The sequence below is a fragment of the Amycolatopsis samaneae genome (assembly GCF_039541975.1).
Taxonomy (GTDB): domain Bacteria; phylum Actinomycetota; class Actinomycetes; order Mycobacteriales; family Pseudonocardiaceae; genus Amycolatopsis; species Amycolatopsis samaneae.
In genome coordinates, this window is the sequence record NZ_BAABHG010000010.1 from 22,289 (window position 1) to 49,109 (window position 26,821).

The window sequence follows — 26,821 nt, forward strand, 5'->3', positions numbered from 1 at the left end:
CCTCAATGTGGCATTCACGGACTTGCACCGTCCACACCGGACAGACGGCACGGTCAGGAGAGCGCGGAGCCGGTGCTCACGCGGGTGGGGCGACGATGGCGCCCTCGACGCCGTGCCGCCGTAACGCCTCCGCCACGAAACCGCTCGCCTTCATCTCCTCCACGAACCCGGCCAGCACCGCCTGTGCCTTGGCACCGCGTCCCGACGGCGTCCCCATCGCCTGCTGGATCACCATGAACCGGCCCGGCAGCACCCGGACCTCCGGCGACCGGCCGGCTTCTCCCTCCAGCACCTGGCGAATCCCCGCCGCCACCTCGACCGTCCCCTCGCGCAGCGCGGCCAGCGCACCCGCCGCGCCCGGGAGCCGGACGATCTCCGCGTGCCGGATCTCCCGCGTCAGGAACAGGTCGTACGCGCTCCCGGAGCCGACCGATATCCGCTGCCCGGCGGCGTCGACCTGCGCGTTCTCGGTCAGCGGCGACGAGTCCGGCACCAGATACGCACCCTCGATGAGCACGTACGGCGCGGTGAACAGCAGCCCCTCGCTCCGCGCCGGGTCGATCGCGAAGAACCCGAGGTCCGCCTGCTCACCGCGTACCGCCTCGACCGAGGCCGCCGCCTTCTCGAACACCACGAGCTCGACATCCACCCCGAGCCGCGCGCCGAACTCGCGGGCCAGGTCCACCGACACCCCGGCAGGCGCGCCGCTCGCGTCCCGGCCCGCGAGGATCGGGTTGCCCAGGTTGATCGAGGCGCGCAGGGTACCGGTGGGCGCGAACGTCGACACGAGATCGGAAGTGGTCATGGGCGGAGCCTACGCATCCCCGCGGCGCTGTGACGGAGCACACGTCCGGGTGAGAACCTCGCGCCGGATCCCGGCGTCTTGCCTGATGTGAAGCGTGCACTCGGCGAGCTGGACGAGGAGAAGCTGATCCGGCTCACCGCCAAAGGTGACCGGACGGCGTTCGAGGAGTTCTACCGCCGCACCTCGCCGTGGCTCATCGTGCGCCTGCGGCGCCGGTGCGCCGACGAGCAGGTCGTCGCCGACGTCCTCCAGGACACCTACCTCGCGGTGTGGCGTGCCGCCGGATCGTTCGCGGGCAGCGTGACCGGCGGCAGCGCCGTCGGCTGGGTCTGGACCATCGCCGCGCGCCGCCTCGTCGACGCCTTCCGCCGCCGGGCGCACCACGCCCAGCCGCCACCCGAGATGATGGCAGCCGAACTCGCGCCGGCGGCGGAGGAGGAAGCGCTGGCCACCACGGTCGGCGACGAGGTCGGCGACGCGCTGCGCCGCCTCGCCCCCGAACTCCGCGCCGTACTGCAGGCGATGGTCCTGGACGGGCTGACCGTCCGGGAGACGTCGATCCTGCTCGGACTGCCGGAAGGAACCGTCAAAACCCGTGCACGCAGGGCGCGGATCGCCATGCGGGAGGCCATGTCATGAACGCCGAACACGCGTCGGCCGCACTGATCACCAGATACGTCCGCGGCGAAGACCTCGCCGACGACGTCGTCTGGGCACTGGAATCCCACCTCGAAACCTGCGCCGCCTGCCGGGGCGCGCTGGCCGAGGTCGACACCCCGGGAACACTCTCGGCGCTGGAGAGCGTCTGGACCCGGCTGGAACCCGAACTCGCGCAGACGGCGCCCGCGCCACGCCGCCGGGCGGCCTGGCTGCGCACCTGGGTGACCCCGGTGATGCTGCCGTGGCTGCTGATGGCCCTGTTGGTGATCGTCGCGGCCGTGGCCATGGACCGGATGTGGCGCGGCGACGGCGGGATCTCGTTCGTGCGGCTCTGCGCGCCGGTCCTGCCGGTGCTCGGGGTCGCGGCCGCGTGGACCCGGGGCGTCGACCCGGCCTACGAGCTGATCGCCGCCACCCCGAAGGCGGGCCTGTACCTGGTGCTCAGGCGGACGACCGCGGTGCTGGCCGTGGTGTTCCCGCTGCTCCTGATCGCCCAGTGGCTGACCGGGAGCGCCATCGCGATGACCCTGCTGCCCGGCCTGGCCTTCACCTCCGGGACGCTGGCGCTCGGCGGGATCATCGGCATGGCGCGGGCGGCGTACACGCTGATCGGCCTTTGGGCCGCCATCGTGGTCCTGCCGACGGTGGCCTTCCAGCGCGAGGCGTCCCTGCTCGGCGAGCAATGGGTGCCGCTGTGGGCCACGGTCCTGGCCGTCACGGCCGTCATCGTCGTGCTGCGGCGCGGTGCTTTCACCCGACTCAGCGCGCGGCGCTGGTAACCAGAGGGGAAGATGGGATGCGCCCGGTGAGTGCCGCGGAAGTCGCTCCGGCGACCTACGCGCAGGAGATCCACGCCGAGGGACTCCAGGTCAGGGTCGGCAGGCGCAAGCTCGCCGTCGACGGACTGGATCTCACGCTGGGCGTGGGAGTACACGGTCTGCTCGGCCCGAACGGGGCCGGGAAGACCACGCTGATCAGGGCACTGGCGACGGTGCTCCGGCCGGCAGGCGGCAGGCTGGTGTTGCTCGGTGCGTCGATCGGGGGACGCATCGACCAACGCGGCCTCCGTCGCCGGATCGGCTACCTTCCCCAGGACTTCGGCTTCTACAAGCACTTCACCGTGCGCGAGTTCGTCGAATACCTCGCCTGGCTCAAGGACATGTCCAAAAAGGACATCCCGGGCGCCGTGCAACGCGCGATCGACCGCGTCGGCCTCACCGACCGCGCCGACGACCGGATGAAAACGCTGTCCGGCGGCATGGTGCGGCGGGCGGGCATCGCGCAGGCGATCGTGAACGACCCGGACATCCTGCTGCTCGACGAACCGACCGCGGGCCTCGACCCGTTGCAGCGCGTCCGGTTCCGCGAACTCCTCCAGGAGATCGGCCGCGACGCCTGCGTCGTCGTCTCGACCCACCTCGTCGAGGACGTCGCGGCGGCCTGCACCGACGTCGTCCTGTTCGCCAAGGGCAACCGTGTCTTCCAGGGCACCCCCGCGGAGCTCGTCGCCGCGGGCGGGCCCGACGACATCGGCGACAGCCCGATCGAGCGCGGCTACTCCGCGATCCTCGGCAAGGGAAAGGGAAACTGGTGAGCGTTCTGCGCATCGAGCTGCGCCGCACGATCGCGCCGTGGACGGCTCTCGTCCTCCTCGCCATCGCGATCTTCTATCTGTACGGGCTGAGCGGCCCGATCCGGAAGGCACCGGCTCCCTGGGGCGAGGACTGGGTCCCGTCCGCCCTGTGGACCCGGATGCTGCTGGTGTTCCTGATCCCGGTCGTCATCGGCGCCGGGACGATCCAGGGCATGCGGGACAAGCGGTCCGGGACCGAAGAACTCTTCGGCACGGCTTCGCGGCCCGCCTGGCATCGCGCGGCGAAACTGGCCGGAGTGTTCGCCGGGCTTTCGTTCCTCGCTTACACGGTGGTGTTCGGCATCGCCGCGGTGCAGGCCATCGCCGGTGGTGAGTACTTCTCGCTCGCCTGGCTCCCGGTCTTCCTCGTCGGCGGGCTGTCGGTCATCGCCTCGGCCTGTCTCGGTCTCGGCATCGGCCGCGCGCTGCCCTTTCCGGTCATCGCGCCGGTCGCCGCGATCGCGTCCTTCGTGGCCGTGGTGGCGATGTACCTGTCGATGATGAACAGCGCCTTCGGCGAAGGGTTCCTGCCCAACCGCGTGTCCCTGCTGGCACCGGCGTTCGAGAACCTGCGAAGCGTCTTCGCCACCACCGCCGCCTCTGTCGACATCGGACAGACGTTGTGGTTCCTCGGCGTCGCCGTCACCGGTTTCCTGTTGCTGGCGGTGAAATCGGTCCGGGCAAGGCTCCTCGCGTTCGCGCCGATCGCGCTCGGCGCGCTGATCGCGATCCCGCTGTTCCCGGCCTCGCCGCACGACAACCTGGTCCTCGACCGGGCCGCCGCCGAGCTGGTGTGCGACGGGCCCGTCTGCGTGACGCGGCTGCACCAGGACAAGCTCGCCGAACTGGCGGTCTCCGGCCGGGAAGCACTGGGACTGCTGGCGAAACTGCCGGACGCGCCGACCAGGGTGGTGGAGTCGAGCGCGCCCGCGGGGTACGGCGGCGTGCCGGAGGAGCGTGCCCCCGGCACGGTCTTCACCGAGTTCGAGAGCTTTCAGGCCAAGCGCCGGTCCCCGGCCGACCTGACCAAGGCGCTGGTCGCCGGGGCGGGCGTGCCCGCGTGCAACGAAAAGTACGGCGACTGGCTGCGGGAAGAGGCCGCGCGCGCCGTCGCCGCCGCCTGGCTCACCGGGGACCAGCGGCCGGACTGGAAGTCCTACTCGCTCGTCAGTGGCGCACCGACCGCCGAAACGGCCTGGAACGCGCTGCGTGCGCGTCCGGAGCCGGAACAGCGGGCCTGGATCCTGGCGCAGCGGCAGGCGCTGCTCACCTGTCACGGCGACCCGATGAACGGCCTCATCCCGGATACACGCAGGTAGCCGCCACTCCTCAGACGTCTGAGGACTTCTGTTAGGCTCGTCTCCGACAACGGCCGACGGCGCGCGGTCGAGCGCCCCAATGTGGCATTGGGTGCTCCACCCTTGCCCCCGCCACCACCCTCAACGGAGACGCTGCGCGTCCGGTCTTGAATCGGCAGCGAATGTGGCGTTCGGTGCGTTGGACGCACCGAACGCCACATTGGGGCGCATGGGCCCGGGCGGATACGGGAGGCGAGATGGCGGGACTGACGCACGGGCCGGTGGTGCCCCAGGTCGAACGCCTGCTGCGCGAGATGCTGCGTGAGCAGCGCTGGGGCGCGGGCGGGCGGCTGCCGAACGAGGTCCGGCTCGCGGCCGAGCTCGGCGTCGGCCGGTCGTCGGTGCGGGAGGCGATCCGGCTGCTCGCCCACGACGGCTGGGTCGAGGTCCGGCACGGCGCGGGCACCTTCGCCGCGCGGGAGATCCCGGTCGACGTCGGCCGGATGCTGCGCCGCGCGGAGCTGCTGGAACTGCACGAGGTCCGGCGCGCGCTGGAGGTCGAGGCCGCCCGGCTCGCCGCGCGGCGCATCCGGCGCGAGGACGTCGCCGGGCTGGCGGCACGGCTGGCCGGACGGCAGGAACACCTCGGCGGCGGCCCGGCCGCGTTCGTCGACGCCGACCTCGAATTCCACCGCCGCGTCGTCGAACTGTCCGGAAACGCCGTGCTGCTGGGTCTTTTCGACTCCGTCCGGCCCCGCCTGCGCGAAGCGCTGATCGACATGGTTGCCCACGAGGCGGGCCTTCCCGATCAGTCGTGTGCCCACGCCGAGCTGCTGACCGCGCTCGAACACCGCGACCCGGAGGCCGCGATCGCGGCCACGGTGTCCAATGTGGACTCGATAATGAACTTTCTCCGCTCGCAACAAGGGGATGATCAATGACCGCCGTGCTGCGGATCGACGACGTCGATTTCGTCCGCGACGGAAACTACCTGCTCGACAGCGTCTCGCTGACCGTCGAAGCGGGGGAGCACTGGGCACTGCTCGGCGCCAACGGCGCGGGCAAGAGCACGCTGCTGAGCCTCGCGGGCGCCGTCGCGCATCCGACGCGGGGCGTCGTCGAGGTGCTGGGCCACCGGCTCGGCCGGGTCGACATGCGCGAGCTGCGCTCGTACCTCGGGCACGTCAATCCCCGGCATCCACTGCGGACCCCGCTGACCGTAAGGGAAGTGGTGCTCACCGGGCTGACCAACACCACCGAGCTCGTCCCGCGCTGGGCGCCCTCGGCCGAGCAGGCCGAGCACGCGGACGCGCTCATCGGCCTGCTCGGCCTGGACCGGCGCGCCGCTACCCCCTGGCCGGTCCTTTCCCAGGGCGAGCGCGGCAGGGCGCTGATCGCCCGCGCGCTCATGCCCGAGCCTCGGCTCCTGCTGCTCGACGAACCCGCGACCGGGCTCGACCTCGCGGCCCGCGAACAGTTGCTGACCGCCATCGACCGGCTGCGCGGTGAGCATCCGGCACTGGCGACCGTGCTGGTCACCCACCACCTCGAAGAGCTGCCCGCGACCACCACCCACGCGTTGCTGCTGCGGGAAGGGCGCTGCCTGGCCTCGGGTGCCGTCGACGACGTGCTGACCACCGACCAGGTGAGCAAATGCTTCGATCACCCGGTGCGGATCAGCAGGCACGAGGGCCGCTGGGCGGCGCGGGCCTAGACGTCGCGGTTGTTCGGGACGAGGTCGAGCGGATCGTGGTCCCCGTCGTCGACGCCAAGGCTGATGATCCGCGTCGGGTGGATGCGGATCACCGCGCCGTCGAGGTGGCCGTCCGGGGTGAACGCGCCGGGGACCACCTCGCCGCGGCCGCGGATCTCCAGGCAGCGGACGCGCATCGGCTCCAGTGACGGCCGGTCGTCGACCACGAACGCGACCTGGCCGTTGGCCGCGACGTTGCGGTACTTCCGGCTCTTCGTCAGGTTGTAGCCGGTGACGTCGATCGTCTTCGCCTCGGGATTCCAGGTGAAGGCGACCGGGCTGACCTGCAACGTGCCGTCCGGCTGCGCGGTCGCGATGCGGCCGAGCGGCTGGGTGGTCAGGTACTCGATTTCGGCTTCGGTGAACATGTGGTCAGCCTCCAACTTCAAGTTCCCTTGAAGTCAAGCCGTCACCCGAACAGCCCCTCGCCCCAGTAGCCCTTCTCCGACACGCCGGGCGGGATGGCGAAGTGTGCCGAGCCGGTGTGCTGGATGTACTCCATCATCGCGTCCTTTGTGGACAAAGCCTGCTGCATCGGGACGAACTGCCTGCGGCTGTCCCGGTTGAACGCCAGGAAGAACAGACCGGCCTCCAGATGCCCGACGCCGTCCGAGCCGTCGACGAAGTTGTAGCCGCGACGCAGGATCCGCGCCCCGTTCAACGTCTCGTGCGACGCGAGCCGGATGTGCGAGTCCTCGGGGATCAGCGGCTTCCCGTCCTTCCCGCCGACGTGCAGGTCGACCGGGTCGAACTCGGCGGCCTGCCCGAGCGCCGCGCCGTCGCCCTTCTTGCGCCCGATGATCTCCTCCTGGCCGGTGAGCCGCTCCCGGTCCCAGGTCTCGATGTGCATCCGGATCCGGCGCGCCACCAGGTAGGTGCCGCCCGCCATCCAGGGCTGGCCGTCCGCGGCGTCGGCCCACACCTGCTCGCGCAGCACGTCGGTGTCCTCGGCCTTGATGTTGTTCGTGCCGTCCTTGAAGCCGAACAGGTTCCGCGGCGTGGTCTGCGTCCGCGAGGTCGAGGAACTGCGGCCGAACCCGAGCTGCGACCAGCGGACCTCGGTGACGCCGAACCCGAGCCGGACGAGGTTGCGCACCGCGTGCACGGCGACCTGCGGGTCGTTCGCACACGCCTGGACGCACAGGTCGCCGCCGCCGCGGGCCGGGTCGAGCTTGTCCTTAGGGAACAACGGCAGGTCGATCAGCTGCTCGGGACGTTTCGCCGCGAGGCCGAACCGGTCGTCGAACAGCGACGGCCCGAAGCCGACGGTCAGGGTGAGCGAGGACGCGGGCAGGTCGAGCGCTTCGCCGGTGTCTCCCGGCGGGGCCTCGGCGCCGCCACCGATGGCGCCGTTCGCGACGACCTCCTGGCCCGCGGTCATCCGGCGCGCGGCCTCGGTCCACGTACGCAGCAGTTTGACCAGCTTCGCACGGTCCTTTGTGGTCACATTGAGCGCGGCGAAGTGCAGGTTCTGCTGCGTCGGCGTGACGATGCCCGCCTGGTGCGCGCCGTGGAAGTCCACGGTGGTGACCGCCGCCTGCGCGGTGTTCTCCCCGCCCAGCCTGTCGATTCCGATTCCCGCGGCCACCCCGGCTCCCGCCAGGGCGGCGCCCGCTCCCGCCAGGCCGAACAGCCTGCGACGAGAGACGGCGCCGTCGTCAGTCCCCGTTTGTGGTGTCACCGTGACACGACCTCCGCGACCTTGCTCAGCGGCTCGCTCAGCGCGTCCACCGCCGAGGCGAACTGCTTGACCTTGTCCTTGGCGAGCTCGGTGTAGGACCGGAACCCGTCCCCGCTGCGCTGCTCGTCGAGCTGCTTCTGCACGTTCCCGAACTCCTTGTCCAAAGTGGCCAGCAGCGCGGCGTCATTCTGCTGCAGGATCGGGCGCAGCGCGTTGATCGCCGCCTTCGAACCGTCCACATTGGCCTGGAAGTCCCAGAGGTCGGTGTGCGAGAAGGTCTCCTCCTCGCCGGAGATCTTCTTCGTCGCGACCTCGTCGAGCAGCTCCTTCGCGCCGTTGGCGAGGTCGAGCGCGGTCAGCTGCAGTCCCTTGGTCTTGCCGATCAGATCCTTGACGTCGGTGAGCAGCTTGTCGGCGATGGCCCCGCTGTCGGGCTGCAGGCCGGACTTCCACAGATCCTTCTCCAGCCGGTGGAAGCCGGTGAACTGCTTGCCTTCCTCGACATCGGCCTCGCGGGCGTCGATCGCCGGGTCGAGGTCGCCGAACTTCTCGGCCACCGGCTCGATCCGCTCGTAGAAGACCCGCGTCGACGCGTACGCGGTCTTCGCCTCGTCGACCTTGCCCGCCTTGACCGCGTTGACGAACTTGGTCGTGCCCTCTTCCAGCGCGGCGGCGTTGTTAGCGACGTAGTCCGCGTAGCTCTTGGTGGCCTGTGCCTTGAGGGCGTTCGTGTCGCCCTGCTTCGGGGCGCCGCCGGTGACGGTGAAGTCGGTGCGGATGCCGTTGCCGGTCATCCCCGGCTTGCAGGCCGCCTGGTACTTGCCCGCGTCGGCGACCTCGACGATCAGCTTGCGGTTCAGGCCCGGCGCGATGTTCTCGACCTCGCCCATGATCCGGTCGCCCTCGGCGTAGAGGTAGAACTCGGTGACCTTGGTGCCCTTGTTGGTGACCTCGAAGGTCAGGTTCCCGGCGCCTGCCTTGTTCGCCGACACCGTGCACGCGGTGTCGGTGGCCTCCACCCTGATCGGGCCGGCGGCGCCCGCGGTGTCCTCCTTGCCGCCGCAGGCGGTGAGTGCCACCAGGACACCGGCACCGAGTACGGCCAGCGGGAATCGTCGGGTGTTGCGCACGGTCACTCCTTAGCGGTGGCCACGGCGGACGCCGGGGCGGTCTTCTTGCCGGCCTTGACCGGCCTGAGGAACAGGGGCAGCACGATGACGACGTAGGCGGCCCAGGCGACGGCCTGCAGCACGGTCGTCTGCTGCGAGTAGTTGAAGATCCCCTTGAGCAGCGCGCCGTACCAGGACGTCTCGGGCAGCGCGTTCGACGCGTCGAACGCGAGCGTGCCGATGCCGGGCAGGAAACCGGCCTCCTGCAGGTCGTGCAGGCCGTAGCCGAGGACCCCGGCGGCGACGAACACCAGCAGGACGCCGGTGATCAGGAAGAACTTGCCGAGGTCGAACCGCACCGCGCCGCGGTAGAGCAGATAGGCCAGCACGATCGCGGCGGCGATGCCGATCGCGAACCCGATCAGCGGCTGGACGGTGTCCGACTGCGCGGTCTGCACGGCGGAGTAGAAGAACACCGCGGTTTCCAGGCCCTCGCGCCCGACGGCGAGGAACGACAGCACCAGCACGGCGAGCGGGCCGACCTTGAGCGCCTCGTCCATTCTCCCGCGCAGTTCCGCGGCGATGCTGCGGGAAGCCTTGCGCATCCAGAAGATCATCGCGGTGACGAACACGACCGCGACGATGGACAGGCTGCCGCCGAGCAGCTCCTGGTGCTCGAAGCTCAGCTGCGCGGTGGTGTAGGTGAGGATCGCGCCGACCGCGACGCTCAGCAGCACCGCCGCGCCGATCCCCGGCCACACCCAGCGCAGCGCGGCCCGCCGGTCGGTCTTGACCAGGAACGCGACCAGGATGCTGACCACCAGCGCGGCTTCCAGACCTTCGCGCAATCCGATCAGTGCGCTCGAGAACAACACCGCTCCGCCTCCTCGCGTCCCGCATTCGACTTGACGGTTTTAGGTAAGGCTCACCTGTAAGTCCAGTAGAGGGTAAGCCTTACCTAATCCAGTGAACCGGGCAAAAGGGAGGAGTGCGCGGTGTTAGGTTAGGGTAACCGCAGGTCAGCGAGGTGTGGCGCGGTTCGGTAACGAAATATGTGAGCTGCGTTCCGGTCCTCGATTTTTTACCTTCGGCTTGCCGGGGGTGTCTTTCCGGGTCCCCCGCGTGGGGGGCCACGTACCCTGAACGGGTGGCCGAACCGACCCAGCCGATCGCCGCCCCTCCGCTCCCGCCACCCCACCTTCCCCCGCCCCGGCGTTCGCTCGGCAAGGTGCTGCTGGTGCTCGGGCTCGTGGCGACGGGGGTGGTGCTGCTCGTGACCGTCGGGCTGGACCGCCCGCCCGCCGAGCCGCCGCCGAAGCCCGCGTTCACCGTCGAGGAGCAGCGCCCGAAGCCGGGCGAGGGCGTCCCGCGGCCGGGCCTCGCGGCTCCGCCGGACCGGCCCGAGGTCTCGGACCAGGCGGAGCTCGACGCCTGGGCCGCGCGGGTTGCGGACAAGACGCAGGTCTCCGCGCGGGTGCTCGCCGCGTACGGGCGGGCCGAGATGTGGATGGCGGGACAGAAACCGTCGTGTCACCTGTCGTGGACGTTCCTCGCCGGGATCGGCAGGGTCGAATCGCGGCACGGCCGGTTCGGTGGCGCCGAGATCGGCGCGGACGGGCGGGTCACCAAGCCGATCATCGGCCCGGCGCTCGACGGTTCGCCGGGCGTGCAGGCGGTCAAGGACAGCGACGGCGGCAAGCTGGACGGCGACACGACCTGGGACCGCGCCGTCGGCCCGATGCAGTTCGTGCCCACGACATGGCGGAAGTACGCCGCGCGCGCCAGCAGCGACGGCGCCGAGCCGGACCCGCAGAACATCGACGACGCCGCCTTCACCGCCGCGCGCTACCTGTGCTCGGCCGGGGACGATCTGGCGACACCGGCGGGCTGGTGGCGGGCGGTGCTGTTCTACAACCAGGCCGTGACCTACGGGCAGGACGTGTTCAGCGGCGCCGACGCCTACGCGGCCGCCAGCCTCCAGCCGTAGTTCGCGCGGGGTCCGGCCACGCGGGACGCCCTGGTCCGTGAATGCCACATTGAGGGACTCTGAGTCCCTCAATGTGGCATTCACGGACCGCTGAAGGAATGAACGGAAGATTCAGGACACCCCGAGGCCCCCTTGCCGAACACGGTACGGACAGGCAGCGACAGAACGTGGGTGGCCGGCTCCTGCGGTGCTGCGGCCGATGTCCCGAACGCGCCGTTGGGGGCGATCAGCGTCCCGAACGACGCTTTCGGGACATCTGAGCGCGGGGGTCACCAGCCCGGTGCGCTCCGTGGATCCCTTGCGGACTCCAGTGCGCCCCAATGTGGCGTTCGGTGCGTCCAGCGCAGCGAATGTGGCGTTCGGTGCGTCTGACGCACCCAATGCCACATTGGGGCGCTTGAGGAGCGCGCCTCACTGGCTCGGGGCTCTCGCACGGTTGTGGTCCGGGCCGGGCGCGTCACTGACTCGGGGGCGTCGATCGGCCGGTGCGGCGTTCTCGTGCTTCGAGCCGCCTCGCGAGCCGGGAAAGCGCGTGGTTGACCAGGAAATAGCCGAGCGTGAGCACCAGGTAGGTCTGGATCAGCAGATGGTTGTAGGCGGCCAGGGTCTTGCCGCGGAACACCAGATCCGCGTAGCTGACGAGGTAGCCGAACGCGGTGTCCTTCACGATCCCGGCGAGCTGTCCCACCAGCGACGGCGTCACCCGGCGCAACGCCTGCGGGAACACCACGTGCCGCAGCGCGCCCGTCCTGGTCATCCCGAGCGCCAGCGCCGCCTCGCCCTGGCCACGGTCCAAAGAAAGGATGCCGCTACGGAAGATCTCGCCGAACTGCGTCGCCCGGTACACCGTGATCGCCGTGACGATCATCCACAGTGGACTCAACCGCACCCCGAGCGGCGGCAGCGCGAAGAGCACGACGTAGATCAGCAGCAGGCCGGGCAGTACCCGGATCACCTCCTGGTAGGCCCTGGCGAGGAAGGCGACCGGACGCGGCCCGGAAACCCTGGCGAACGCGAGCAGCAGGCCGGACACCCCGGCGAGCACGGTGGACAGCGCGGCGGCGAGCGCGGTGCCGCCGAGGCCGTGCAGCAGGTAGCGCAGGACCGGCCAGGTGCCGAACGGGCGCCACCGGCCGGACGCGAGCTGGCCGTGGTCCGAGAACTTCAGCAGTGCCACCGCGAGCACCGCGACACCGAGCAGGATCGACGCCACGGTGGCGATCCTGATCCGCCGCCGCGTCTTCGGGCCCGGAACGTCGAAAAGCGCGTCGCTCACCGGTGGATCACCAGCCGTCGCTCCAGTCTGCCGCCGATCGTGGAGATCAGCACCGCCAGCGCCGCGTAGCAGAGCCCGGCGCCGGTGTAGACGAGAATCGGCTCCGCGGTGCGGAAGGTGATCCGGTTCGCCGCCTCGGTCAGGTCGAGCAGGCCGACGGTCGCGGCGAGCGCGGTCTCCAGCACGAGCGTGATCGTGACGTTGGTCAGCGGCTGGACGGTGGCGCGAAACGCCTGGGGCAGCACGATTTCGGTGAGCAGCCGCCGGGTGCCCAGCCCCAGTGCGCGCGCGGCCTCCGCCTGTCCCCTCGGTACCGAGTTCACCCCGGACCGGATCGCTTCGGCGTAGTAGGAGCCCTGGTACAGCGAGGAAGCCAGCACGACGCTGGCGAACGCGCCGAACTCGACACCGATCTCCGGCAGCGCGAAGAACACCAACGCGAGCCACAGCAGCAGCGGGACGCTCTGGAACACCTCGACGTAGGCGGCGCCGAACATCCGCAGCGGCCGCACCGGGACGATCCGGCAGGTGACCACGACGACGGCCACCGCCGCCGCGCCGAGGAAGGAGGCGCCGGCGAGCTCCACGGTGGTCAGCACACCCCTGCCGAATTCGCCGAGGGACTCGGTCAGCGGGCTCATCTCTGCTCGGCGCGCGTCAGATTCCGGGGACGTCCCCGATCCTCGGCGGTTCCGGCACGTCCGGCAGCGCCTTGCCGAAGGTCGCCCGATAGGCCTCGTGCCAGAGCTTCGCGTCCTCGATCTTCTTCAGCCAGTCGTTGACGAACTTCTTGAACGTCTCGTCCCCGTGCCGGATGCCGATGCCCTCGGCCTCGGGCACGAACACCCGCGAATCGGCGACCTTGATCCGGTTCTCCGCGTACGCGGCACCGGCGAGGGCGACGAGGTCGCTGGCGAACGCGTCACCCCGGCCCTGCACGAGGGCCTGCACGGCCTCCTGGGTACTCGGGAACTGCTGGACGCTCGCGGTGCCCGGCGCGACGGTCTTGAGTTCGTCGACCGCGCTCGATCCGGAAAGGACAAGGACGTTCTTGCCGTTGAGGTCCGCGGCACCGGTGATGTCGTTCCTGCTCTTGAGCGTGGCGATCGCGGTGCCGGAGGTGAAGTACGGCCCGGCGAAGCCGACCTTCGCGGCGCGTTCCGGTTTGATGCCGTATGCCATGAAGACGGTGTCGACGGTTCCGTTGCTCAGCAGCGCTTCGCGGGTCTGTGGCGTGCCGTTGACGATCCTGCGGTCCGGGGTGCCGAGGATGTACTTGGCGAGCAACTGGCTCAACAGCGCGTCGAAACCCTCGGCCTCGCCGGTGGCCGGGTTCTGCTGCGACAGCAGCGGGGTGTCCAGCACGCTGCCGACGAGCAGTTCGCCACGCTTCTTGATTGCCTGGGCCGTCGGGCTCGCGGCCAGTTCGGCCTCGGTGGCGACCGGGGCGCGGTCGAGGATGCCGCGCGTGGCCTGCCCGCCGCCGGTGCCGCCGGGTACCGCGGTTTCGCCGCCGGAACAGGCGGATCCCGCCCCGAGGGCGAGCACCGCCGCGCACACCGCGATCTTCCGGCGCGTCGACGACACCTGGCTCATGGGTCCCCCGCCCTTTCCGCGCCGGGAACCGGAGAACGCCGATTTTGCCGCTGTGCCAAGGGTTTCCCGACGCTCGCGGCGCACCCGGCAACCGGACCGGCGGTGATCGGCTGACGTGATCGTGGCCTTTTCGCAGAATGGACCAGTCCACTGGGCGGCGTCAAGCCCGCGCGGTCACCCGGATTTCCGGTGTGGGCGCGGGAGTTTCGAGCCGGCTCGAAAGGTGCTTGTCGAGCGGGTTCAGGCAGCGGCCCGTACGGTGCCGCGCGTCGCCGCTGCCGGGCGGGCGGCCTTGGTGACGGCGGGGCGGCGGTGCCGGACCGGGAAGCGCTGGGCGAGGTCGACCACCGCGGGCGTCACCGCCATGAGCACCAGCAGGAACAGTCCGGCGAAAGCGCCGATCGTCGTGAAGATCGTCATGATGTCCTCCTCCAGGACCCCGGTCCGGCCGCCACCCCGGCGACCTGGAACCAGCATCGCCGTTCGGGGCCCCCGTGCGGATCGGCCGCTCGGCCGGTGCGCACCGGCCGACCGGTCATGCGCCGATGGCCGATCGGCCGAGAACGGGCAGGGCTCAGCGGTTGGCGGGGACGTAGCGGGGCCCGTCGCCGCCGGGGAGCACGTAGCCGTCCCAGCGTTCGGCCGGGAGCCCGCCGGCGAGATCGGCCGATTCCACTACGTCCGGTTCGAAACCGAGCACGGCCAGCCGGAACGGGACCCGGCCGAACAGCGCGATCGCGAGCCCGGCGAGCCAGCCGTCCAGCTCATTTCGCCAGGTCAGGGAGCCTTCCCCGCCTGACGGGCCGAACGGGAAACCGCCGATCCGGCGGTCGGTGCGGGCCAGCGCGCCCAGCGGGAGGTAGAAGTCCAGCCGGTCCGGCCCGTCCTCGCCGCGGGACACGAAACAACCGCACACGACCGTGGCGCCGCCGGGCAGCCGGATCGTCGAGTACAGGTGGTTGGACTCCGCGAAGGCCGCCAGCGTGACGGGGACGGGCGTCTGGTCGGCCGGTTCGCGGTCCTTACTGGCGTACCAGCGTTCGACACCGCTGACCTGGCAAAGCGCCGACAAGGCCCGTTCGAGCCGCGCGTCGTCGGGCGCGCCGAGTTCGATGTCCAGTTCGTAGAAGCCGCCGCACCAGTTTCTTTCGTCGGTGAACGCGGCGAAGCGGGGCTGTCCGTCCATGTGGGAGTCAGGAACCGCCCAGCGCGATGCGGGCGTTGACCTCGCTGATCGCCTCGAGATACTCCGGCACCGGGTTCATCGCCGAGGCCATGCGCAACTGCGCGAGCGCCTCGGCCAATCGGCCGAGGCGCTGCAGGGTCCGGCCGAGCACGAACCGCGCGTAGTGATCGGTCGGGTCGAGCTCCAGCACCCGGGTGAAGGCGCGCTCGGCGCGTCGTAACTGCGCGGAATGGAAGTACGCGCGACCGGCGAGCAACTGGACGCTGGGTTTGTCCGGTTCGTCGTCCAGCAGGGGTTCGAGCGCTTTCAGCGCGTCCAGCGGTCTGCGTTGCCCGATGAGGGTTTCGGCCTGTCGGAAGGCATAAAAGTTGGACTCGCCGGAGGGCTCGGGTAGTGCAGCGGCGTCCGTCATAGTCACTCTCACGATACTCGGTGAACGGGGTGTTTCTCGACCGTTGGACGGCGCGTGATGGACTGTCGCGTCATGAGCACGGACCGGACTGATGGCTATCTCGGCCTCGCGCCGTATCTGTACTACGCGGACGCGACCACCGCGCTGGCCTGGCTGACCAGGGTGTTCGGGTTCACCGAGGAGGTCAGGTTCACCGACTCGGCCGGCGAGGTCTTCCAGGCCACGCTGAACGCGGGCGGGTGCCGGATCCAGCTGGCGGGCGTCGGCGACGAGTACTGGTCGGCGAAGGGCGTCGACGGTCCCGTCGGGCAGCTCAACATCCTCTACGTGGCCGACGTCGACGCTCACTACGAACGGATCAGGGGCATCCTCGGCGACGACGCGGAGATCGATCCGCCGCAGGACCAGCCGTACGGCGCGCGGGTGTTCACCGTCGCGGACATCGGCGGCAACAGCTGGACGTTCTGGCAGCAGGTGTCCGACACCGTCGACCTGCCGCCGGGGTGGAGCGCGGTGCGGGCGGATCCGGAGCAGACCGGCCGTGCCTCCAACGGGTGAACCACGCGGACGGCTACGCTGAGCGCGTCACCGCAGGCACGACCCCATGAGGAGCAGGTGTGGCTCTCATCGAGCAGGTAGGCGCGCGTGAGATTCTCGACTCGCGTGGCAACCCGACCGTCGAGGTGGAGGTGGCCCTTGACGACGGCACGCTGGCACGGGCCGCGGTCCCGTCCGGCGCGTCCACCGGCGAACACGAGGCGGTCGAGCTTCGCGACGGCGACACCGGCCGCTACAACGGCAAGGGCGTGGAGCGCGCGGTAGCCGCCGTGCTCGACGAGATCGGCCCCGACCTGGTCGGCACCGACGCCGTCGACCAGCGCATCGTGGACCAGAAGCTGGTCGACCTCGACGGCACCCCGGCGAAGTCCCGGCTCGGCGCGAACGCGATCCTCGGCGCCTCGCTCGCGGTGGCCAAGGCCGCCGCGGAGTCCTCGGAGCTGGAGCTGTTCCGCTACCTCGGCGGGCCGAACGCGCACGTGCTGCCGGTGCCGATGCTGAACATCCTCAACGGTGGTTCGCACGCCGACAGCAACGTCGACATCCAGGAGTTCATGATCGCGCCGATCGGCGCGGAGTCCTTCCGGGAGGCGCTGCGCTGGGGCGCCGAGGTCTACCACTCGCTGAAGTCGGTGCTGAAGGGCCGCGGCCTGGCGACCGGTCTCGGCGACGAGGGCGGCTTCGCCCCCAACCTCGGCAACAACCGCGAGGCGCTGGACCTGATCCTGCAGGCCATCGAGAAGGCCGGGTACACCCCGGGCCGCGACGTCGCGCTGGCGCTCGACGTCGCCGCGACCGAGTTCTTCGGTGACGGTGCCTACACGTTCGAGGGCACCAAGAAGAGCGCCGAGCAGATGTCCGAGTACTACGGGCAGCTCGTCCGGGACTACCCGCTGGTGTCCATCGAGGACCCGCTGAGCGAGGACGACTGGGACGGCTGGGTCACGCTGACCGCGCAGCTCGGCGACAAGATCCAGATCGTCGGCGACGACCTGTTCGTCACCAACCCGGACCGGCTGGAGGAGGGCATCTCCCGCCGCGCCGCCAACGCGCTGCTGGTCAAGGTCAACCAGATCGGCACGCTGTCGGAGACGCTGGACGCGGTGTCGCTGGCGACGTCCTACGGCTACAAGTCGATGATGAGCCACCGGTCCGGTGAGACCGAGGACACGTTCATCGCCGACCTCGCGGTCGCGACCGGTGTCGGGCAGATCAAGACCGGTGCCCCGGCCCGCGGCGAGCGGATCGCGAAGTACAACCAGCTGCTGCGCATCGAGGAGACCCTCGCCGACGCCGCCCGGTACGCGGGCGACCTGGCGTTCCCCCGGTTCAGCGCGGAGTCCTGATCCCGGATGGCTGACCGGGGGAGGGCACGCAGCCGTCGTGGCGGCCGCGCCAACGGCTCCGCCGGGAGCGGGTCCACCCGCGCCCGGCGGCCCGAGGCCGCCCGCCGCCGGACCGGCAAGTCCGAGAACACCAGGACCCGGCTGCGCCGGGGACTGGCGGCGAAACGGGCCTCCGGTGCGGCGAAGGTGCTCGGCATGTCCACCACCCGCCGGGCGGCGGTGGTGGCGATCGTGGTGTGCGCGCTGGCGTTCACCATCGCCGTGCCGCTGCGGACCTACCTCAGCCAGAAGTCCGAGGTCAACGACCAGCAGGTGCAGCAGACCGAACTGCAGCGGCAGGTCGCTCAGCTCGAGGCGCGCAAGTCCGAGCTGAGCGATCCCGCGCAGATCGAGGCCGAGGCGCGGCGGAGGCTGCGCATGGTCAAACCGGGCGAAACGCCCTACATCGTGCAGCTCCCCGAGGACAAGGCGCCGGCACAGCAGCCGCAGCCGACCGGGCAGCAGCCGGTGCCGGAAGGTTCCTGGTACGAGAAGCTCTGGTCCCAGATCACCGGCTGATATTCGCTCGCGGACGTGCTGTGAAGGCCCCCTTACCGGCGCTCAACGCCGTGAAGGGGGCCTTCACGGCTTTTCGCCGGGCGGTGGTGGTCGGCGCGGCGTGCCCTCCCGGCTAACCTGCTAGACGTGAACAGCACGGAAAAACACCGGTTCGAGCCCGTCACCGACGCCGACCGGGAGGTCATCGCGGAGCAGCTCGGCCGGACGCCCCGTGCGCTGCGGGCGGTCGCCGCGCGCTGCCCGAGCGGGCACCCGTCGGTCGTCCAGACCAGCCCGCGCCTGGAGAACGGCACCCCGTTCCCGACCCTGTACTACCTGACCTGCCCCCGGCTGACCTCGATGGTCGGCACGCTGGAGGCGTCGGGGCTGATGAAGGAGATGACCGACCGGCTCGCGACGGACCCGGAACTCGCGGCGGCCTACCAGCGCACGCACGAGCTGTACCTGGCCGAGCGTGACGCGATCGAGCCGCTCGGGCACGAGGTGACCGCGGGGGGCATGCCCGGCCGGGTGAAGTGCCTGCACGTCCACCTCGCCCACACGCTCGCGGTGGGTCCCGGGGTGAACCCATTCGGTGACGAAACGCTCGCCCTGCTGCGTGAGAAGGGGTGGCCCTCCGGCGACTGCGCGGGGTAACGCCGCCTCCCCGGGTAGAGATAGTTGGTCTGGGTGGGCGAATCCGTGGTCCGGTCCGGTGTGATCGGCCCGAAGTGCTGAAATCCGGTTCCGGCTTGGGGCAGGCTGGCAACAGAGTCCTTACACGGGGTGGGCGAGTATCGGGTTCTGTGGGAACCCGTCTGGGAGGACAAGGGGTATGCGTCTCGGCCTGCGAAGATCGGCGGGGTTCCGTGCCCGGCACCGGACCCTGTTCGCCATCGCGGGCGGCATCCTCGGCGTGGTGCCCGCGGTACTCGCCGGTACCGGCGTCACCGCGTGGCTCGCGGCCTCGGAGACGGTGCCGACGAAGCACGTCGCGCTGAACGGCGGATACGACCCGCGCAGTCCGCTGGCGTTGCAGATCTCCGTGGACGGCAGTCTCCCGAACGGGACCGTCCCACTCCCGCTTCCCGCCTACGAACTCCCGAACGGCCCGCTCGGCATCCCGGCCACCGCGCTCGACGCGTACCGGAAGTCCGCCGACATCCTGGGCCGGGAACAGCCGCGCTGCCACATCGACTGGGCACTGATCGCGAGTATCGGCCGCATCGAGTCCAACCACGCGCGCGGCGGCTACGTCGACGCGCACGGCACGACGCTGGAACGCATCCTCGGCCCGCAGCTCAACGGTTCCGGCGGGTTCGCCGCGATCCCGGACACCGACGGCGGCCGCTACGACGGCGACCCGGTGTGGGATCACGCGGTCGGCCCGATGCAGTTCATTCCCTCGACCTGGCTCGGCTACGCCGCCGACGGCAACGGGGACGGCGTCGCCGACCCGAACAACATCTACGACGCCTCGCTGGGGACCGGCCGCTACCTCTGTTCCGGTGGTCTCGACCTCGCCAACCCGGAGCAGCTGAGCGCCTCGATCCACCGCTACAACAACTCCGACACGTATGTGAACACGGTCATCCTGTGGGCCGAGGCGTACCGGAAGGGCGTGCTGCCGACCGAGGACAGCAAGATCCCGGTCGGCGCGCCGAACGCGGCCGCGGCCCCGCCGCCGCCCGCCGTGCCGCCGCCACCGGTCCCGCCGTCGCCGCCCGGCTCGCCCTCCGCGCCGCCGCCGTCGACGACGCTACCGGGCACGTCCACGCCGACGACCCCGACGAAGCCGTCGACGCCCACCCCGCCGACCTGCGTCTCGCCGACGACCACCACCACGACCACGACGGTGACGACGAGCACCAGTCCCACGTCGACCACCACGCCCACCCCGCCGCCGCCGACCTGCGGTGCCACCGTCACCTCGACCACCACGACGACGACCACCCCGTCGGGCACGACCAAGCGCTGAGCGAAGGTCCGTGGGGGCCTCCTTGAGGGAGCTGAGGTCCCTCAAGGAGGCCCCCACGGACCGACGTCACCAGGAACAGCCGGGCCGGACTGGTTAGGGTGGGGTCCATGCCTCGTGTTGCCGCGATCGACTGTGGGACCAACTCCATCCGTCTGCTCGTCGCCGAGCTGACCCCGCGCCATGACGGCACGGTCGACCTGCGCGACCTGCACCGCGAGATGCGCATCGTCCGGCTCGGCCAGGGCGTCGACGCCACCGGCAGGCTCGCGCCGGAGGCGCTGGAGCGCACCAGGGCCGCGCTGGCCGACTACACGGTCGCCGCGCGCCGCAAGGGCGTGGAGAAGGTCCGCATGGTCGCGACGTCGGCGACGCGGGACGCGAGCAACCGCGACGAGTTCTTCGCGATGACCCGCGAGGTACTGGGCACCGAGGCCGAGGTGATCAGCGGCGACGAGGAGGCGCGCCTGTCGTTCACCGGCGCGGTCGGCGAGCAGGACCCGGACGACGGTCCGTTCGTCGTGGTCGACGTCGGCGGTGGTTCGACGGAGCTGGTGCTCGGCACGTGGAACGGCCGCGAGGCCGAGGTGCTGGCCGCCAAGTCCGTCGACATCGGCTGCGTCCGGATCACCGAGCGCGCGCTCAAGGGCGACCCGCCCACCGACGCCGAGATCGCCGAAGCGCGGGATCTCGCGACGAAGATCCTCACCGAGGCGTTCGAGGTCGTCGACGTCTCGCGCGCCAGGACCTGGATCGGTGTCGCCGGGACGGTGACGACGTTGTCCGCGGTCTCCCAGGAGCTGCCCGAGTACGACACCGAGCGGGTGCACCTGTCGCGGCTCTCGCACGCGGACATCGACCGTCTCACCCGGACACTGCTCGCGGCCGATCACGCCACCAGGGCGGCCAATCCGGTGATCCACCCCGGCCGCGTCGACGTGATCGGCGGCGGCGCCGTGGTCGTGCAGGTGCTGGCCGAGCAGCTGGCCGCCCGCGGTGGTCCGGACGAGCTGATCGTGAGTGAGCACGACATCCTGGACGGCATCGCCCTTTCGCTCGCCTGAAAGGGAATTGAAAGCACCGAGAAGACGCTTTCGAAAAAACACGAGACTGGCCGGGGCCCTTGACCGGATCCCGGCGGTGTCGTGTGCCCGCCGATCCGCGAAGAAAACCGCGTGCCGGAAGGAAAATACCGGCACCGGACACTCGGTGAGCGTGCCGTGACCAGTTGTCCTCATTGGTCTGTTCGGCCCAGCGGGATTCCAACGAACGTTGTGCTCTAACCGGGTGATCCCACCTTGCCGTCACTCATTTGCAACATGTGGGTCCTGTGGCCTGGTTCACTCCGCCGCTAACGTGCGTCTCACCTTTCGGGCCGGAGCGGCACAACCGCGCCGGCGGCACACGAGTTGGAGGGGACATGCGTCGATCGCGCAGGCTCTGGGGATCCACCGTGGTGGTGACAACCTTGTCACTCGCGCTGGCCGCGTGCGGCGGTGGCGCGGGGTCCAAGGCCGGTGCCGGGGATGTCGATCCGGACGGCTCGGTCTCGGTGTACGGCACGGAGCCGCAGAACTCGCTGATCCCCACCAACACCAACGAACTGGGCGGCACCAAGGCCGTGCAGCCCATGTTCGCCGCACTCGTCGGCTTCAAGGGCGACAGTGCCCAGCCGTACAACCTGATGGCGGATTCGATCACCTCGGCCGATTCCAAGGTCTACGACATCAAGATCAAACAGGGCTGGAAGTTCCACGACGGCACCGAGGTCAAGGCCAAGAACTTCGTCGAGGCATGGAACTACGGCGCCAACGCGGCGAACGGCCAGCTCAACTCCGACTTCTTCTCCCAGATCGAGGGCTTCGACCAGGTCAACCCCGGTAAGGGCAAGAAGCCGACCGCGGAGAAGATGTCCGGCCTCGTCACCAAGGGCGACTACGAGTTCCAGGTGACGCTCACGGCGCCGTTCTCGGTGTTCTCGACGAAGATCGGGTACACCGCGTTCGCGCCGCTTCCGGACGTGTTCTTCAAGGACCCGCAGGGTTTCGGGGATCACCCGATCGGCAACGGCCCGATGAAGTTCGTCTCCCGTGCGGCGGGCCAGAACATCAAGCTCACCCGGTACGACGAGTACAAGGGTGAGGACAAGGTCCACTTCAAGAACCTGGACATCAAGATCTACGCCGTCCAGGAAACGGCCTACCAGGACCTGCTGAGCGGGAAGCTCGACTTCATCGAGACGCTGCCGCCGTCGGCGATCGCGGGCGGCAAGTACAAGAGCGACCTCAAGGAAAACCTGGTCAACGGACACCTGCTCGGGATCAGCACCATCGCGGTGCCCTACTACGTGCCCGGCTACAACAATCCCGACCTGCGCAAGGCGATCTCGCTGGCCATCGACCGCGACCAGATCACCAAGAAGGTCATGAACGACACCTACGTCCCGGCCGACGGCTATGTCTCGCAGGGCATCCCCGGCTACCGCCCCGGCGTGTGCAAGCTCTGCCACTTCGACCCGGACCAGGCCAAGGAGTACTTCAAGAAGTCCGGATTCACGGGCAAGCTGACCATCGCCTCGAACGCCGACGGCGGGCGCAAGGAGCCGCTGGTCGCCGCGTGCAACAGCATCCAGAACGTGCTCGGCGTCCCGTGCGACTTCGTCCCGGCCACCGACTTCGGGCAGTGGCGCAGCATCGTGACCGGCAAGAAGCTGACCGGGATGGGGCGGTCGGACTGGTCGGCGGACTATCCCTCCATCGAGGACTTCCTCAACCCGATCTACAAGACCGGCGCCTCCTCCAACGACTCGAGCTACAGCAACCCCGCCGTGGACAAGAAGCTCGAAGAGGCGGACGGCACCGCCGACAAGGACGCCGCGATCAAGATGTACCAGCAGGCCGAGGACCTCGTGGCCCAGGACCTGCCCTCGATCCCGGTGTGGGACGAGAAGGGTGTCGCCGCGAAGTCGAAGAACCTCAAGACCGGCGGTCTCGACTTCCGCCGGCTGGGCGACTACCAGTCCTTCCAGGTGCTCAAGAAGTGACGCGCTGACCGCTCCCACCACTCACGGCTTCGTGCGTGCCGCGCGCTCGCGCGGCGGCACGCACGAAGCCCGGCGCGCACGAGGAACCACCCATGACTCGGTACATCCTGCGACGGCTGTTGCAGCTGATCCCGGTGTTCTTCGGGACCACCTTTCTCATCTACGTGCTGGTCTGGGCCGTCCCCGGCGACCCGTTCGCCGGGAAGTGCGGCCAGGCCGCGTGCCCGCAGGCCTACGTCGACCTGATGACACAGAAGTTCCACCTGGACGACAACATCTTCGTCCAGTACTTCAAGTACCTCGGGGACCTGTTCACCGGTGACTGGGGCGAGACCTTCAACGGTAACTCCGTCGGCGAACTGATCGGGAACTCCTATCCGATCACGCTGCGCCTCGCGGTCGTCGCGGTGGCGATCGAGGCGGTGATCGGACTCACCGCCGGTGTGCTGACCGGCCTGCGGGGCAAGGGATTCCTCGACAACCTGGTCCTGGTGTCGACCACCTTCCTGATCTCGCTCCCGGTGTTCGTCACCGCCATCGTGCTGCAACTCGTGCTTGGTACCGAACTGGGCATCATCGACATCAGCGTCTCGGACAACCCCGGCTTCGGCGAGCTGATCGTGCCGGGGATCGCGCTGGGCAGCCTTTCGATGGCTTATGTGGCAAGGCTTTCGCGGACCTCCATCGCGGAGAACCGGCACGCGGACTACGTCCGGACCGCGATCGCCAAGGGGCAGCCGCGCAGCCGCGTCGTCGGGGTGCACCTGCTGCGCAACTCGGTGATCCCGGTGCTGACCTTCCTCGGTACCGACCTCGGCACGCTGATGGGCGGTGCGATCGTCACCGAGGGCGTGTTCAACATCAACGGCCTCGGCGGGCTCATCTTCCGCGGCATCCAGAACCGGGAAAGCGCCACCGTCACCGGGGTCGTGGTCCTGCTGGTGCTGGTGTACCTGCTGATGAGCCTGATCGTCGACCTGCTCTACGCCGTTCTCGACCCGAGGATCCGCTATGACTGACCCGAATCTCGTCGGTGGCGGCGGCGTCGACGCGGCCGAACTGTCCCGTGTGGACGATTCGGCCGCCGGGCCGCGCAAGCCGCGCAGCCTGTGGAACGACGCCTGGCGGCAGCTGCGCCGCAAGCCCGCGTTCGTCATCTCGGTGCTGATCATCCTGGTCATCGCCCTCATCGCGATCGCGCCGGGCCTGTTCAGCTCGCGGCCCGCGGAGTTCAGCGATCTGGCCCACGCCAACGAAGGCCCGTCCGCCGACGCCTGGTTCGGCTACGACAACCAGGGCTACGACGTCTACGCCAGGACGATCTACGGCACCCGTGCCTCGCTGCTCGTCGGGGTGTTCTCCACGCTGCTGACCGTCCTCATCGGATCGATCGTCGGGATTCTCGCGGGGTACTACGGCCGGCTGGTCGACTCCGTGCTCTCGCGGTTCGGCGACATCTTCGCCGGTCTGCCGTTCGTGCTGGGCGCGATCATCATCCTGACCACCTTCAACGCGCCGGGGAGCAGTCCGGGCGCGGTGACCATCATCGTGCAGGTCGTCGTCTCGATCGCGGTGCTGAGCTGGCCGGTGGCGATGCGCATCATGCGCTCGGCGACGCTGGTGGCCAAACAGCTCGACTACGTCAAGGCGGCGCGCGGTCTCGGCGCGAGCACGCCGAGGATCATCTTCCGGCACCTGCTGCCCAACACGATCGCGCCGGTGCTGGTCTACGCGACCATCGCGCTCGGCGCGTTCATCGGCGCCGAGGCGACACTGGCCTACCTCGGGATCGGCGTCCGGCCGCCGGTGGTGTCCTGGGGCGTGATGATCAGCGACGCCAGGGACTACTTCCGCAACGCCCCGCACATGCTGTTGTTCCCCGGGGCGTTCGTCACCTTCACCGTGCTCGCGTTCGTCATGCTCGGTGACGGGATCCGCGACGCGCTCGATCCGAAGTCGAGGTAGCCGATGTCCGTGGAGAACGAGCTGCTGCTCGAAGTCGAGGACCTGCGTGTCGAGTTCCGGACGTCGGAAGGCGTCGCGAACGTGCTCAACGGCGTCAGCTATTCCGTGCACGCCGGGGAAACCCTGGCCGTGCTCGGGGAGTCCGGCTCGGGCAAGAGCGTCACCGCGCAGACGGTGATGGGCATTCTCGACACCCCGCCGGGCGTGGTCACCGGCGGCGCGATCCGGTTCCGTGGCGAGGACCTGCTCACCGCGTCCGAGGAGCGGCGTATGCAGGTGCGTGGCGGGGAGATCGCGATGATCTTCCAGGACGCGCTGTCCGCGCTGAACCCGGTCTTCACCGTCGGTTTCCAGATCGAGGAACAGCTGCGGGTCCGGCTCGGTATGTCCAGAAAGGACGCTCGGCGCCGCGCGGTCGAACTGCTCGACACCGTACGCATCCCGGCGGCGGAACGGCGGGTGCGGGAGTACCCGCACCAGTTCTCCGGCGGGATGCGGCAGCGGGCGATGATCGCGATGTCGCTCGCGCTCGACCCGGACCTGCTGATCGCCGACGAGCCGACCACCGCGCTGGACGTCACCGTGCAGGCGCAGATCATGGACCTGCTCGCGGAGATCCAGGCCGAGCGGCAGATGGGCCTCGTCCTCATCACCCACGACCTCGGGGTGGTCGCCGAGGTCGCCGACCGGATCGCGGTGATGTACGCCGGGCGCATCGTCGAGCAGGCCGACGTCGGCGAGCTCTTCCGCGCGCCTGGGCATCCCTACACCGCGGCGCTGATGGACTCCCTGCCGCGGCTGGACCTCAAAGGACAGACGCTGGAGACGATCAAGGGGCTGCCGCCGAGCCTGCTCGACATCCCGCCGGGCTGTCCGTTCCATCCTCGCTGCAAGCGGGCCGAGGATCGGTGCGCGACCGAACTGCCGCGCAGTCAGAGCCTCGGCTTCGGCCGGACCAGTACCTGTCACTTCGCCGAAGAGGTGGTGAACTCCCGTGGCTGAGCCGATCCTGCGGGTCGACTCGCTGGTCAAGCACTTCCCGGTGCGGGTCGGCGTGCTGATCAAACGCACCATCGGGCACGTGAAGGCCGTCGACGGTGTCTCGTTCGACCTCATGCCGGGGGAAACCCTTGGTGTGGTTGGCGAATCCGGCTGCGGGAAGTCCACACTGGCCCAGGTGCTGATGCGGCTGGAGGAACCGACGGGTGGCACCGCGACCTTCGAGGGCAAGGACATCTTCGCGATGCGCGGGGCCGAGCTGCGCCGGTTGCGCCGCGAGATCCAGATCGTCCTCCAGGACCCGTACACCTCGCTGAACCCCCGGATGACCGTGGGCGACATCGTCGGCGAACCGTTCGAGATCCACCCGGACGTCGCGCCCAAGGGATCGCGGGCGCACAAGGTGCGGGAGCTGCTGGAGGTGGTCGGGCTGAACCCCGAGCACCTCAACCGGTACCCGCACCAGTTCTCCGGCGGCCAGCGTCAGCGCATCGGGATCGCGCGGGCGCTCGCGCTGCGGCCCAAGGTGATCATCTGCGACGAGCCGGTGTCCGCATTGGACGTTTCGATCCAGGCGCAGGTGATGAACCTCCTCGGTGACCTGCAGACGGAGTTCGGACTGTCCTATGTGTTCATCGCGCATGACCTTTCGGTGGTGCGGCACCTGTCGAACCGGATCGCGGTGATGTACCTCGGCAAGATCGTGGAGCTCGGCACCGAGGAGGAGATCTACGAACGGCCGTCGCACCCCTACACCCAGGCGCTGCTTTCGGCCGTGCCCGTCGCCGATCCGGCGGTGCGCGGGCAGCGGCAGGTGATCCGGCTGGAGGGCGACGTGCCCAGCCCGCTGGACCCGCCGTCCGGCTGCCGGTTCCGCACCCGGTGCTGGAAGGCGCAGGACGTCTGCGCGAACGACGAGCCCGAGCTGATCGGCAGGACCGACGGTCACCTCTCGGCCTGCCACTTCGCGGAGCAGAAAACCGTGGTCCCGTAAGGAGAAAC

The 26,821-nt window shown here is 69.7% G+C and carries 29 protein-coding genes; 18 read left to right on the top strand and 11 right to left on the bottom strand.

The features are described 5' to 3' along the window. Positions 1-76: 76 nt before the first annotated feature. Entirely contained in the window at positions 77-805 is a 729-nt protein-coding gene (locus ABD987_RS25925; protein ID WP_345398924.1) for a transporter substrate-binding domain-containing protein, read from the bottom strand. Positions 806-892: 87 nt separating this feature from the next. On the opposite strand from ABD987_RS25925, the gene ABD987_RS25930 reads away from it, so the two are divergent. The 6 genes from ABD987_RS25930 (at position 893) to ABD987_RS25955 (ending at position 6,110) form a co-directional block, all read left to right on the top strand. After that, the gene (locus ABD987_RS25930) at positions 893-1,444 is read left to right on the top strand and encodes an RNA polymerase sigma factor (RefSeq protein WP_345398927.1); all 552 of its coding nucleotides are present in this window, start codon (positions 893-895) and stop codon (positions 1,442-1,444) included. Continuing rightward, positions 1,441-2,244, top strand: a complete 804-nt coding sequence (locus ABD987_RS25935; RefSeq protein ID WP_345398930.1) for a zf-HC2 domain-containing protein — start codon at positions 1,441-1,443, stop codon at positions 2,242-2,244. Before ABD987_RS25930 ends, ABD987_RS25935 begins: the two co-directional genes overlap by 4 nt. A gap of 17 nt (positions 2,245-2,261) precedes the next feature. Further along, on the top strand, positions 2,262-3,059 hold the full coding sequence (locus tag ABD987_RS25940) for an ABC transporter ATP-binding protein (RefSeq protein WP_345398933.1): 798 nt from the start codon (positions 2,262-2,264) through the stop codon (positions 3,057-3,059). Beyond that, on the top strand, positions 3,056-4,417 hold the full coding sequence (locus ABD987_RS25945) for a hypothetical protein (protein WP_345398936.1): 1,362 nt from the start codon (positions 3,056-3,058) through the stop codon (positions 4,415-4,417). The genes ABD987_RS25940 and ABD987_RS25945 overlap by 4 nt, the downstream gene beginning before the upstream one ends. A gap of 236 nt (positions 4,418-4,653) precedes the next feature. Continuing rightward, positions 4,654-5,337 (top strand): FadR/GntR family transcriptional regulator, encoded by a 684-nt coding sequence (locus tag ABD987_RS25950; RefSeq protein ID WP_345398939.1) that lies wholly within the window; start codon positions 4,654-4,656, stop codon positions 5,335-5,337. Further along, entirely contained in the window at positions 5,334-6,110 is a 777-nt protein-coding gene (locus tag ABD987_RS25955) for an ABC transporter ATP-binding protein (protein WP_345398942.1), read from the top strand. The genes ABD987_RS25950 and ABD987_RS25955 overlap by 4 nt, the downstream gene beginning before the upstream one ends. On the opposite strand, the gene ABD987_RS25960 is transcribed toward ABD987_RS25955, so the two are convergent. Genes ABD987_RS25960 through efeU form a run of 4 tightly spaced genes read right to left on the bottom strand, consistent with a single transcriptional unit; the run spans position 6,107 to position 9,814 of the window. Continuing rightward, the gene (locus ABD987_RS25960; protein ID WP_345398945.1) at positions 6,107-6,517 is read right to left on the bottom strand and encodes a PPOX class F420-dependent oxidoreductase; all 411 of its coding nucleotides are present in this window, start codon (positions 6,515-6,517) and stop codon (positions 6,107-6,109) included. The genes ABD987_RS25955 and ABD987_RS25960 overlap by 4 nt on opposite strands. A gap of 41 nt (positions 6,518-6,558) precedes the next feature. Next, positions 6,559-7,830 (bottom strand): iron uptake transporter deferrochelatase/peroxidase subunit, encoded by a 1,272-nt coding sequence (gene efeB, locus ABD987_RS25965; RefSeq protein WP_345398948.1) that lies wholly within the window; start codon positions 7,828-7,830, stop codon positions 6,559-6,561. Further along, complete coding sequence (gene efeO / locus ABD987_RS25970) at positions 7,827-8,966, bottom strand: iron uptake system protein EfeO (RefSeq protein ID WP_345398951.1); 1,140 nt, start codon at positions 8,964-8,966, stop codon at positions 7,827-7,829. The genes efeB and efeO overlap by 4 nt, the downstream gene beginning before the upstream one ends. Next, positions 8,963-9,814: an iron uptake transporter permease EfeU gene (efeU, locus tag ABD987_RS25975; RefSeq protein WP_345398954.1), complete on the bottom strand. Its 852-nt coding sequence runs from the start codon at positions 9,812-9,814 to the stop codon at positions 8,963-8,965. Before efeU ends, efeO begins: the two co-directional genes overlap by 4 nt. Before the next feature lie 374 nt (positions 9,815-10,188). Here efeU and ABD987_RS25980 point away from each other — a divergent pair, with 374 nt between their 5' ends. Beyond that, the gene (locus tag ABD987_RS25980) at positions 10,189-10,926 is read left to right on the top strand and encodes a lysozyme family protein (RefSeq protein ID WP_345399951.1); all 738 of its coding nucleotides are present in this window, start codon (positions 10,189-10,191) and stop codon (positions 10,924-10,926) included. 457 nt (positions 10,927-11,383) lie between these two features. Here ABD987_RS25980 and ABD987_RS25985 read toward each other — a convergent pair whose 3' ends face one another. The 6 genes from ABD987_RS25985 to ABD987_RS26010 form a co-directional block, all read right to left on the bottom strand. Further along, positions 11,384-12,202 (bottom strand): amino acid ABC transporter permease, encoded by an 819-nt coding sequence (locus ABD987_RS25985; protein WP_345398957.1) that lies wholly within the window; start codon positions 12,200-12,202, stop codon positions 11,384-11,386. Beyond that, a complete protein-coding gene (locus tag ABD987_RS25990; protein ID WP_345398960.1) occupies positions 12,199-12,843 on the bottom strand; it encodes an amino acid ABC transporter permease in 645 nt (214 codons plus the stop codon). The genes ABD987_RS25985 and ABD987_RS25990 overlap by 4 nt, the downstream gene beginning before the upstream one ends. 16 nt (positions 12,844-12,859) lie before the next feature. Then, positions 12,860-13,798, bottom strand: a complete 939-nt coding sequence (locus ABD987_RS25995) for a transporter substrate-binding domain-containing protein (RefSeq protein ID WP_345398963.1) — start codon at positions 13,796-13,798, stop codon at positions 12,860-12,862. 240 nt (positions 13,799-14,038) lie between these two features. Continuing rightward, the gene (locus ABD987_RS26000; protein ID WP_345398966.1) at positions 14,039-14,218 is read right to left on the bottom strand and encodes a hypothetical protein; all 180 of its coding nucleotides are present in this window, start codon (positions 14,216-14,218) and stop codon (positions 14,039-14,041) included. Between the two features lie 154 nt (positions 14,219-14,372). Then, complete coding sequence (locus ABD987_RS26005) at positions 14,373-14,984, bottom strand: hypothetical protein (RefSeq protein ID WP_345398969.1); 612 nt, start codon at positions 14,982-14,984, stop codon at positions 14,373-14,375. A gap of 7 nt (positions 14,985-14,991) precedes the next feature. Then, complete coding sequence (locus ABD987_RS26010) at positions 14,992-15,396, bottom strand: tetratricopeptide repeat protein (protein WP_345398972.1); 405 nt, start codon at positions 15,394-15,396, stop codon at positions 14,992-14,994. A gap of 72 nt (positions 15,397-15,468) precedes the next feature. On the opposite strand from ABD987_RS26010, the gene ABD987_RS26015 reads away from it, so the two are divergent. The 11 genes from ABD987_RS26015 to ABD987_RS26065 all read left to right on the top strand — a co-directional run bounded on the left by ABD987_RS26015 (position 15,469) and on the right by ABD987_RS26065 (position 26,813). Beyond that, positions 15,469-15,954 (top strand): VOC family protein, encoded by a 486-nt coding sequence (locus tag ABD987_RS26015; RefSeq protein ID WP_345398975.1) that lies wholly within the window; start codon positions 15,469-15,471, stop codon positions 15,952-15,954. 59 nt (positions 15,955-16,013) lie between these two features. Next, positions 16,014-17,300, top strand: a complete 1,287-nt coding sequence (gene eno, locus ABD987_RS26020; protein WP_345398978.1) for a phosphopyruvate hydratase — start codon at positions 16,014-16,016, stop codon at positions 17,298-17,300. Positions 17,301-17,495: 195 nt separating this feature from the next. Then, entirely contained in the window at positions 17,496-17,858 is a 363-nt protein-coding gene (locus ABD987_RS26025; RefSeq protein WP_345399954.1) for an FtsB family cell division protein, read from the top strand. A gap of 126 nt (positions 17,859-17,984) precedes the next feature. Continuing rightward, positions 17,985-18,494: a DUF501 domain-containing protein gene (locus tag ABD987_RS26030; RefSeq protein ID WP_345398981.1), complete on the top strand. Its 510-nt coding sequence runs from the start codon at positions 17,985-17,987 to the stop codon at positions 18,492-18,494. Between the two features lie 178 nt (positions 18,495-18,672). Beyond that, entirely contained in the window at positions 18,673-19,815 is a 1,143-nt protein-coding gene (locus ABD987_RS26035; protein WP_345398984.1) for a lytic transglycosylase domain-containing protein, read from the top strand. 107 nt (positions 19,816-19,922) lie between these two features. After that, the gene (locus ABD987_RS26040) at positions 19,923-20,876 is read left to right on the top strand and encodes a Ppx/GppA phosphatase family protein (protein ID WP_345398987.1); all 954 of its coding nucleotides are present in this window, start codon (positions 19,923-19,925) and stop codon (positions 20,874-20,876) included. Positions 20,877-21,232: 356 nt separating this feature from the next. Continuing rightward, positions 21,233-22,855, top strand: coding sequence for a peptide ABC transporter substrate-binding protein (locus ABD987_RS26045; protein WP_345398990.1), 1,623 nt, complete (start codon positions 21,233-21,235; stop codon positions 22,853-22,855). A 92-nt stretch (positions 22,856-22,947) separates the two neighbouring features. Then, entirely contained in the window at positions 22,948-23,874 is a 927-nt protein-coding gene (locus ABD987_RS26050) for an ABC transporter permease (protein ID WP_345398993.1), read from the top strand. After that, a complete protein-coding gene (locus ABD987_RS26055) occupies positions 23,867-24,820 on the top strand; it encodes an ABC transporter permease (protein ID WP_345398996.1) in 954 nt (317 codons plus the stop codon). The genes ABD987_RS26050 and ABD987_RS26055 overlap by 8 nt, the downstream gene beginning before the upstream one ends. A gap of 3 nt (positions 24,821-24,823) precedes the next feature. Next, a complete protein-coding gene (locus ABD987_RS26060; RefSeq protein WP_345398999.1) occupies positions 24,824-25,822 on the top strand; it encodes an ABC transporter ATP-binding protein in 999 nt (332 codons plus the stop codon). Next, entirely contained in the window at positions 25,815-26,813 is a 999-nt protein-coding gene (locus ABD987_RS26065) for an ABC transporter ATP-binding protein (RefSeq protein WP_345399002.1), read from the top strand. Before ABD987_RS26060 ends, ABD987_RS26065 begins: the two co-directional genes overlap by 8 nt. The last annotated feature ends 8 nt before the right edge of the window (positions 26,814-26,821 follow it).

Excerpts from the sequence above, each read along its gene's own strand:
- ABD987_RS26000 (WP_345398966.1), bottom strand. The coding sequence starts at position 14,218 with ATGACGATCTTCACGACGATCGGCGCTTTCGCCGGACTGTTCCTGCTG.
- ABD987_RS26010 (WP_345398972.1), bottom strand. The coding sequence starts at position 15,396 with ATGACGGACGCCGCTGCACTACCCGAGCCCTCCGGCGAGTCCAACTTT.
- ABD987_RS26035 (WP_345398984.1), top strand. The coding sequence starts at position 18,673 with ATGCGTCTCGGCCTGCGAAGATCGGCGGGGTTCCGTGCCCGGCACCGG.
- ABD987_RS26050 (WP_345398993.1), top strand. The coding sequence starts at position 22,948 with ATGACTCGGTACATCCTGCGACGGCTGTTGCAGCTGATCCCGGTGTTC.
- ABD987_RS25960 (WP_345398945.1), bottom strand. The coding sequence starts at position 6,517 with ATGTTCACCGAAGCCGAAATCGAGTACCTGACCACCCAGCCGCTCGGC.
- ABD987_RS26025 (WP_345399954.1), top strand. The coding sequence starts at position 17,496 with ATGTCCACCACCCGCCGGGCGGCGGTGGTGGCGATCGTGGTGTGCGCG.
- ABD987_RS25935 (WP_345398930.1), top strand. The coding sequence starts at position 1,441 with ATGAACGCCGAACACGCGTCGGCCGCACTGATCACCAGATACGTCCGC.
- ABD987_RS25990 (WP_345398960.1), bottom strand. The coding sequence starts at position 12,843 with ATGAGCCCGCTGACCGAGTCCCTCGGCGAATTCGGCAGGGGTGTGCTG.
- ABD987_RS26055 (WP_345398996.1), top strand. The coding sequence starts at position 23,867 with ATGACTGACCCGAATCTCGTCGGTGGCGGCGGCGTCGACGCGGCCGAA.
- ABD987_RS26015 (WP_345398975.1), top strand. The coding sequence starts at position 15,469 with ATGAGCACGGACCGGACTGATGGCTATCTCGGCCTCGCGCCGTATCTG.
- ABD987_RS25995 (WP_345398963.1), bottom strand. The coding sequence starts at position 13,798 with ATGAGCCAGGTGTCGTCGACGCGCCGGAAGATCGCGGTGTGCGCGGCG.
- ABD987_RS26060 (WP_345398999.1), top strand. The coding sequence starts at position 24,824 with ATGTCCGTGGAGAACGAGCTGCTGCTCGAAGTCGAGGACCTGCGTGTC.
- ABD987_RS25955 (WP_345398942.1), top strand. The coding sequence starts at position 5,334 with ATGACCGCCGTGCTGCGGATCGACGACGTCGATTTCGTCCGCGACGGA.
- ABD987_RS26040 (WP_345398987.1), top strand. The coding sequence starts at position 19,923 with ATGCCTCGTGTTGCCGCGATCGACTGTGGGACCAACTCCATCCGTCTG.
- ABD987_RS26045 (WP_345398990.1), top strand. The coding sequence starts at position 21,233 with ATGCGTCGATCGCGCAGGCTCTGGGGATCCACCGTGGTGGTGACAACC.
- ABD987_RS25940 (WP_345398933.1), top strand. The coding sequence starts at position 2,262 with ATGCGCCCGGTGAGTGCCGCGGAAGTCGCTCCGGCGACCTACGCGCAG.
- ABD987_RS25925 (WP_345398924.1), bottom strand. The coding sequence starts at position 805 with ATGACCACTTCCGATCTCGTGTCGACGTTCGCGCCCACCGGTACCCTG.
- ABD987_RS25950 (WP_345398939.1), top strand. The coding sequence starts at position 4,654 with ATGGCGGGACTGACGCACGGGCCGGTGGTGCCCCAGGTCGAACGCCTG.
- ABD987_RS26005 (WP_345398969.1), bottom strand. The coding sequence starts at position 14,984 with ATGGACGGACAGCCCCGCTTCGCCGCGTTCACCGACGAAAGAAACTGG.